4 protein-coding genes are annotated in these 3,971 nt (G+C 67.0%); 2 read left to right on the plus strand and 2 right to left on the minus strand.

What is annotated here, in order from left to right; genetic code table 11:
• On the minus strand, window positions 1-518 hold a 518-nt coding region (locus tag AC5RTT_RS19960; RefSeq protein WP_494146619.1), incomplete at its 3' end, for a copper resistance CopC family protein.
• Window positions 519-628: 110 nt separating this feature from the next.
• Here AC5RTT_RS19960 and AC5RTT_RS19965 point away from each other — a divergent pair.
• Window positions 629-2,071, plus strand: coding sequence for an NCS2 family permease (locus AC5RTT_RS19965; RefSeq protein WP_494146620.1), 1,443 nt, complete (start codon window positions 629-631; stop codon window positions 2,069-2,071).
• Window positions 2,072-2,073: 2 nt separating this feature from the next.
• On the opposite strand, the gene AC5RTT_RS19970 is transcribed toward AC5RTT_RS19965, so the two are convergent.
• Window positions 2,074-3,378 (minus strand): cation:proton antiporter, encoded by a 1,305-nt coding sequence (locus tag AC5RTT_RS19970; RefSeq protein ID WP_494146621.1) that lies wholly within the window; start codon window positions 3,376-3,378, stop codon window positions 2,074-2,076.
• Between the two features lie 187 nt (window positions 3,379-3,565).
• Between AC5RTT_RS19970 and AC5RTT_RS19975 the strand changes: the two genes are divergently transcribed.
• On the plus strand, window positions 3,566-3,971 hold a 406-nt coding region (locus AC5RTT_RS19975), incomplete at its 3' end, for an arginase family protein (protein WP_494146622.1).

Below are 3,971 nucleotides of genomic sequence, written 5' to 3' on the forward strand. Positions count from 1 at the left end.
AGTACAACCTGTTCATCATCAAGGACCCCGGCGCGGACGCTAGTTCGGTGGGCCTGCTCCTCGAACCCAGCGACAATCCGATCGCAGCCAACTATATCAGCCGCCGTCGGGCCCGTGGCCTCAGCCGTCCCCGCTGCAGCACCGGCCGCGGTGAAGCCGAAGGTACCCTCGATGGGATGTGAATCCGAACTGACCACCCGCCACGAAACGGTGTACGCGCCCGCGGGCCCGCCAGGCCGGAGCTTCTGGGATACCACGTTGTCAACGATCTGGACCTGCCCGTCCGCCCATTCCGTGCCAGAGGCGTCTTTCACGGAGAAGGACGCGCCAATACCCAGCGGGTTGTTGCTGAAGGTCACCGACACCTGTTCCGGCGGGGCGGGAACCGATGCGCCCTGCGCCGGGCTGCTGGACTCTGCGGCGTCGTGGGCCGCGGCCGGACCGGCCAGGCCCAGCACTGCGGCGGCAAAGACGAGGAAACCGAGCAGGAAGCTCAGCGGACGGCGGATGGGGCGCATGCGGGACTGCTCCTTGTGTTGGCTTCCTTACAGACTAGGGGAATTTGCCGGGCCCTCCGCCGCCGCCGCCATAGGATGCAGTTATCCCCACATACTCCCCCGGAGGACTAATGCTTAAGCAAGGCTCTGCCCTGGACCGGTATTTCAAGATCACCGAGCGCGGTTCCAACCTCTCCCGCGAAATCCGCGGCGGCTTCGCCACCTTCTTCGCCATGAGCTACATCGTGGTGCTGAACCCGCTGATCCTCTCGGGCCCCGATTCCACTGGCACCACGCTTGGGTTCCCGGCGGTTGCAGCGGTGACGGCGTTCATTGCGGGCATCCTGACCATCCTGATGGGTGCCTGGGCCAAGCATCCCTTCGCCCTTGCCACCGGCCTGGGCGTCAACGCCTTCGTTGCCGTCACCGTGGCCACCAACCCAGGGCTGACGTGGCCGGACATGATGGGACTGGTGGTCCTGTCCGGCGTGACCATGCTGATCCTGGTCCTCACGGGATTCCGGACCGCCGTCTTCAAGGCCGTGCCGGACGGGCTCAAGACCGCCATCGTGGTGGGGATCGGCCTGTTCATCGCCCTGATCGGGCTCGTGAACGCGGGCTTTGTCCGGCGTATCCCGGACGTGGCCGGAACAACCGTCCCGGTGGGCCTGGGCTTTGACGGCAAGCTCCTGGGCTGGCCGACGGCGGTGTTCGTCTTCGGTTTGGTCCTGACCATCGCGCTGGTGGTGCGCAAGGTCAAAGGCGCCATCCTGATCGGCATCATCTCCTCGACGGTCATCTCCGTCATCCTGGAACAGACGCTGCGCATCGGCCCCAGCGTGGTTCCGGGCAAGGAATACAACCCCGAGGGGTGGTCCCTGGTGGCCCCCACGTTCTCGGGGTGGGCCGCACCGGACCTTTCCCTGATCGGCAAGGCAAACCCCTTCGGCGCGTTCGAACGCCTGGGCTTCGTGGCGGCTACGCTGCTGGCCTTCGTCATCCTGCTCAGCATCTTCTTCGATGCCATGGGCACCATGGTGGGCCTGGCCAATGAAGCAGGCACCGTGGACGAGCACGGCAACATTCCGGACGTGGACCGCGTCCTCCAGGTGGATGCGCTGGGTGCCATTGTTGGCGGCGGCGCGTCCGTGTCCTCCAACCAGATCTACGTCGAGGCCGGCGCCGGCATCGGCGAGGGCGCCCGGACAGGCATCGCATCGATTGTCACGGGCCTGCTGTTCCTGGTGGCCATGTTCTTTACCCCGCTGATCAACCTGGTCCCGTTCGAGGCCGTGGCACCCGCACTGGTGGTGGTGGGCTTCATGATGGTGTCCCAGGTGGGCAAGATCGACTGGCAGGACTGGGGCATCGCCATCCCCGCCTTCCTGACCTTCACCCTGATGCCCTTCACCTACTCCATCGCCAACGGCCTGGGCGCCGGCTTCATCGCCTACGTGCTGATCCGCACTGTCCAGGGCCGGGTGAAAAACATCCACCCGCTGATGTGGGCCGTGGCCGGAGCATTCCTTTTGTTCTTCGCCGTAGGTCCCATCGAGGCAGCCCTGGGAATGTAGCCCTACACGGGCGTGTTGGGGGCCAGGCCTTCGTCCCCCAACACTGCGCGGGCTTTCTTTTCCCGCAGCCGGTCCAGCCGGTTCATCAGCGGCGAGGTGGTGGCGCCGTGGATGACGATGGACATGGCCACCACCAGCCCGACGAAGCCCCAGAGCCACTCCCCCTGGTCTGAGAACTCGCCCTTGCCCAGTGCGTAGGAGAGGTAGTACAGGGAGCCGATGCCGCGGATGCCGAAGAACGACAGGGCTATCCGTTCCCGCGGGCCGGTCTTCCCGCCCATCAGTCCCAGCCAGCCGGCCAGCGGGCGGACCAGCAGCAGGAACACCAGCGCCACCAGCACCTCCGCCATCCCCATCCCGGCCAGGAGGCCCCGCGCGATGGCACCACCGAGCAGGACCAGGATGACCACCGTCAGGAGCCGTTCCAACTGCTCCACGTAGGAGTGCAGCACGCGGTGGTAGCCGTGCGTGTGCTCCGCGGCCCTGATGGTGACGGCGCAGACGAACACGGCGATGAACCCATAGCCCTCCACCATCTCGGCCAGCCCGTACGCCAGGAAGGTCGCGGCCAGGGCGACGAACCCCTCTGAGTGGTTGGAGAGCCGCAGGCTTTCCTTCCGGGCCGAAAAGAAGACCCGGGCCAACAGCTTGCCGGTGAGGAAGCCCAGGAGCAGGCCGATGGCCAGTCGCCACAGCACGTCCAGGCCAAACCACTGCGGAAACCATACCGCCGGATCTGAACCGGCGATGCTGACGGCAATGGCCAGGTACACGAAGGGAAACGCCAGGCCGTCGTTAAGGCCGGCTTCGGAGGTGAGGCCAAACCGCACCTCGTCCTCCTGGTTGGCATCGTCGTCGTTATCCGCCGGTTCACCCACCTGGACCTCCGAGGCGAGGACAGGGTCCGTGGGGGCGAGGCTCGAGGCCACCAGCAGGGCGGCGCCCAGGCCCAGCCCCAGGAACCCCATCCCGAGCGCTGTGAGGAGCACGATGCACAGCGGCATGGCGACTCCCAGCAGCCGCCAGGTGGTGGACCAGCTTCTGCGGCCCAATGGCCGGTCCAGCGCCAGTCCGGCACCCATCAGCGAGATGATCACACAGAGCTCGGAAAGGTGCAAGGCAAAGTCGCCGTGGGCCAGGGGGTCCGGGTCAGGCAGAGTAGGAATCAAGGCAAAGGCCGCCATCCCCGCGCCAAGGAAAACCATGGGCATCGAAAACGGCATGTTGCGCAGCAGTTTGGGCAACACAGCGGCGGTAAACACCGCCAGGCCTGCCGCGGCAAACAGGATACTGGGGGCTTCAAACACGTGCTGTTCTCCGGCCTGTTCGTTGCGCCGGTCCGGCGCAGGCAACGTAGTGCGGTCCCGGGAGGGCTTGCTCCACCATAGCCCCTGCACTTAGGCCCGGCAGCGCCGGGAGTCGCTTTCTTGCATTCCAGACACCACCGCGGCGGCGCTGCTGGTTTTCGCCTCCCGCATGCGGTGAGCTGGAGGCATGGCTTCCGTGAAACCTTCCGTCGATGTCCCGCCCCAGCCCTGGACGGGAAGGTTCGACGGCGATGCCCCCGAACACCGCCGCTGGTGGCAGGCGGTGGTGCCCTTCACCGGTACCGGCGATTCCGGAACCTCCGCCAGGCCCGCGGTGCTGCTGGGCTTTGCGAGCGATGAAGGGGTGCGCCGCAACAAGGGCAGGACCGGCGCCGCAGCCGCACCTGCCGCAATCCGCAAAGCCCTGGGCCCCCTGGCCTTCCACTCGGACCGTTCCGTGGCGGACGCAGGCGACGTGGCCGAGTCCGAGGGTGCGCGCGAGGACGAGCAGGCGCGGCACGGCGGCGCGGGCTCCGACCTGCTCGCCGCCGGGCCCCTCCGGGAGCGCCTCGGCGGGGGCCCCGCGAGCGCGT

It is taken from the genome of Arthrobacter sp. Y3221157 (genome assembly GCF_059089865.1).